We start from the raw sequence: 3620 nt of genomic DNA, 5'->3' as shown, positions 1-3620 counted from the left end.
CGGCTGGTACTGGCCGGTCAGCCGGCCGAGCTTGAGGGCCAGGTGCAGGCAGAGCCGTTCGTTGCCGTCCTTCAGGTCGGCGTCGGCGAGCAGTTCCACCCGCTGCAGCCGGTAGTACAGCGTCGTCCGGTGCAGCCGCAGTCGTTCCGCCGTGGCGTGGGCGTTGCCGGCCAGGTCGAGATAGGTCTCCAAGGTCTCCAGCAACACCTGGTGGGCCTCGTCGTCGAGCAGCCGGCCCAGCCCCGGATGCACCCGCGCGACATCCAGGTGGCGGGCGTCCATCCCGGACAGGAGCCGGTAGATGCCCAGCTCGGACCAGAGCACCACCGGACCCAGGGCGGGCAGTTGGACAGCCACCCGGGCCGCCTGGAAGGCCTCCTGGTACGACAGCACGCTGTCGTACAGGCGCGGTCGGTCGTCGCCGATCCCGACGACGGTCCGCGCCACCGACGCCAGCCCCCGGATGGCCCCGCGTAACGCCTGGTCGAGTTGCGCCGCCGCGTCCTCCGCCGCCAGCCGCCCGGTGTTCCGCCCCCCGCACAGCAGCAGCACCCCGTGGTCGTGCCGGACCAGGTGCAGCGTCTCGCGCGACCCGACCCAGTGCCGGGTGGCGACGAGGGCGTGCTCCAGGGCGATCCGGGCCGCGTCGTCGAGCATCCCGTCCGGGGCCACGACGAGCTGGGCGACCAGGGCGGTGATCTGACCGTCGCTGGTGACCACGCCGTCGGTCAGCAGCGACCGGACGGCCTCTCGCCGGGCCTCCGGGGACTCCACGAGCAGCGTCCGGGTCGCCTCCGCCTCCCGCTGCGAGGCCAGCTCGCCGAGCAGGTTCTCCCGGTAGAGAGCCAGCGACAGGTCCGGCATCGCCTCGGTCACCGCCGAGATCTCCTCGTCGGTCATCCCCTTCGCCTCGTCGATGAACCACACGAAGCCCAGCAGCAGGTCCTGGTGCCGGATCGGCACGCACACCCGGGGCAGGAGGTCCAGTTCCGGACAGGCCGGCGTGCGCACCGGCTCGCGGGCCTCCATGATCCCGATCTCCCGGGCCCAGGCGATCACCTCAGGAGTGGTGTGCCGGCGCAGGATCGAGCTTCGACGTACCCCGTCTATCACCCCGCTGTGCTCGCTGTAGACGACGACCCGCTGACGCCGGTCCTCGATCAGAGCCGGCCGCTTGACCCGCGCCGCGACGCGGTCGACGATGCGTTGTAGCTCCATGCGCATGCGCTTCCCCCGGCCAGCCCGATCCCTGCGGTGTCGCCGCTCGGCCCGGCTGGCTGTTGTGCCGGTAGGACCGTTGGCAAACCTTTCCGATGATGTTGACCCGGCCGCAATCCTCGTGCCAGTGCCGCGACACCTAATCTCGATAAACCCTGGACGGTTTCGGCATCTGTCGGAAGACCCACGGCGGGCTTCGCCCCTAACGTTTGCGGAAGCCGGCCCGAGAGGCCAGGTGGGGGCGTCCTGCCGGTTGGTGTACGCCCACCAAAGCGCCAGCGTTCGAGAAGGGAACACCTCCGTGGCCGCAACCAGGCCCTGGCAGGGCGTCATCGTCGCTGTTCCCACCCCCTTCCGGGCCGATCTCTCGGTGGACTACGACCGGCTCCAGGAGCACGTGCGGTGGCTCACCGACGAGGGCTGCCATGGGGTGACGCCCTGCGCCTCCCTGGGGGAGTACCGGGCCCTGTCCGACGGTGAGCGCGCCGACGTGGTCCGCGCGGCCGTCGAGGCGGCGCCGGCCGGCTGCGCGGTGGTGCCGGGCGTTGGCGGGTACGGCAGCCGCCAGGCCCGGCGGTGGGCCGAGCAGGCACGCTCGGCCGGTGCCCAGGCGGTGCTCGCGCCGCCGCCCGTCGGTTACCCGGTCGGCGCCGCCGAGGTCGTCGCCCACTACCGCGAGGTCGCCGCGGTCGGGCTGCCGGTGGTGGTGTCCGACGATCCGGTCGAGAGCAGGACGGATCTGACGCCGGACCTGCTGGCCCGGATCGCCGAACTCGACGGCGTGGTGGCGGTGCGGGTGTCCGACGTACGGCGGCTGCACCGGGTGCGTGACCTGTGCCCCCACCTCGACGTGCTGGCCGGGGCGGACGACGTGCTGCTGGAGTTGACCGTGTGCGGCGCGACGGGGTGGATCGGGCAGTGCGCGAACGCCCTGCCCCGGCTCAGCCTGCGCCTGCACCGGCTGTGCGCCGCCCGCGACCTGGCGACGGCTCTGCCGTTGTACGCGCAGCTGCACCCCCTGCTCAGCTGGGCCTCCCGGCCGGAGTCGGTCCAGGCGGTGAAGCTGGCGATGGGGCTGGTCGGCCGGTACGGCGGGCCCTGCCGGCCACCCCGCGGCATGCTGCCGCCCGAGACCGAGACGCAGCTGTGCCGGGACGTGCGGCGGGCGCTGCGGGCCGACGCCGAGGCGTAGCCACACCGGATCGGGCCCCGGATGTCGTCCTGCACGTGTCGGAAGTGGTCGGTCCACCTGCCGACATCTGCACGGTGACCGTACGCCGGCCGGCTCCTAGATTCGGATCGGGTGTGATCACGCGGGATGACGAGTAGCCCGTATCGCGACAACTCGGGCTCGGCGCGTCTGACGTCGCGCCGTGAGCCGGAACCGTCGCTCGATCGCCCCGCCGATGAAGCCCCCGACCTGAAAGGTGACCCGATGCACCTTCTACCCCCCAGGCGTGCGGCGTGGCGTTCGGTGCTGGCCGCCGCGGTCACGGCCGTCGTGGTCGCGTCCGGCGCCACCGGGCCGGCCTCCGCCGCACCGGGCGACCTGGACGGGACCGCCCCGTTCCAGGTGCTCGACCCGCAGAACTGGCAGAATCCCGACGCGATGACCTGGGACGACTACAAGCCGGTTCCCAACAAGAACTGGGCCGATCCCGCCGTGCGCGGGTCGGTCCGCAACTTCAAGATCGCCCTGGTCACGCTCGACTACCCGGACCAGCCGTTCGTCGTCACCCAGCCGGCGAAGTCCTCGGTCTTCGGCAACCCCCAGGCGACCGCCGCGAACATCCCGCGGAACCAGGTCGCGCAGTTCTACACGGACTTCCTCAACAAGCCGGGCGACCTCAACCGGGGACACACCCTGCACGAGTACTGGATGCAGGACTCCAACGGCCGCTACGGCGTGGACCTCAGCGGCTTCGGCCCGTACGAGATGCCGGCGAAGTCCTACCAGTACGGCATCGACAACGGCTTCAACCCCGGCGCCTGCCCGTCGGGTGAGGCGTGCGCGAAGAACATCCGTACCGACGGGCTGGGCGCCTGGCGCGCGGCGGTCGGCGACGCGGTGGCCAACAGCTTCGAGCTGGTCTTCATCCTGTCGGCCGGCCAGGACGAGTCCTCGACCTGGCAGGAGTTCGGCCAGATGATGTTCCAGAACAAGGAGGACGTGCCGGACGCGTGGGGCCCGCCGGACCCCAACCTGCCCAACTACGCGAAGACCCGGTACGTCGAGTGGACGTCCTGGAAGGCGGCCGCCACGATCTGGCCGAACGCCGGCGGTGGCTCGTCGACCCCGGCGGAGAGCCTGCGGCTAGGTGCGGACGCCCACGCGCCGCGCCACCTTCCGAGGCTCGCCGCCCACCTCAACAACCCCCACGGCCGCTCGTTGCGCCCCCCGG

The 3620-nt window shown here is 71.8% G+C and carries 2 protein-coding genes and 1 pseudogene; 2 read left to right on the top strand and 1 reads right to left on the bottom strand.

What is annotated here, in order from left to right:
* On the bottom strand, window positions 1-1218 hold a 1218-nt coding region (locus tag FXF52_RS40710; protein WP_187414021.1), incomplete at its 3' end, for a CdaR family transcriptional regulator.
* Window positions 1219-1519: 301 nt separating this feature from the next.
* Between FXF52_RS40710 and FXF52_RS40705 the strand changes: the two genes are divergently transcribed.
* Window positions 1520-2410 carry a dihydrodipicolinate synthase family protein gene (locus FXF52_RS40705; protein WP_148804965.1) on the top strand — a complete coding sequence of 297 codons (891 nt, stop codon included), beginning with the start codon at window positions 1520-1522 and terminating at the stop codon, window positions 2408-2410.
* 243 nt (window positions 2411-2653) lie between these two features.
* Window positions 2654-3620, top strand: a pseudogene (locus tag FXF52_RS40700) (peptidase M6); the annotation flags it as partial.

Origin of the sequence: Micromonospora sp. MP36 (assembly GCF_008119785.1) — a bacterium.
Classification (GTDB): domain Bacteria; phylum Actinomycetota; class Actinomycetes; order Mycobacteriales; family Micromonosporaceae; genus Micromonospora.
Note: the sequence above shows the minus strand (reverse complement) of the source record. Positions and strands in the feature narration are given on the sequence as shown.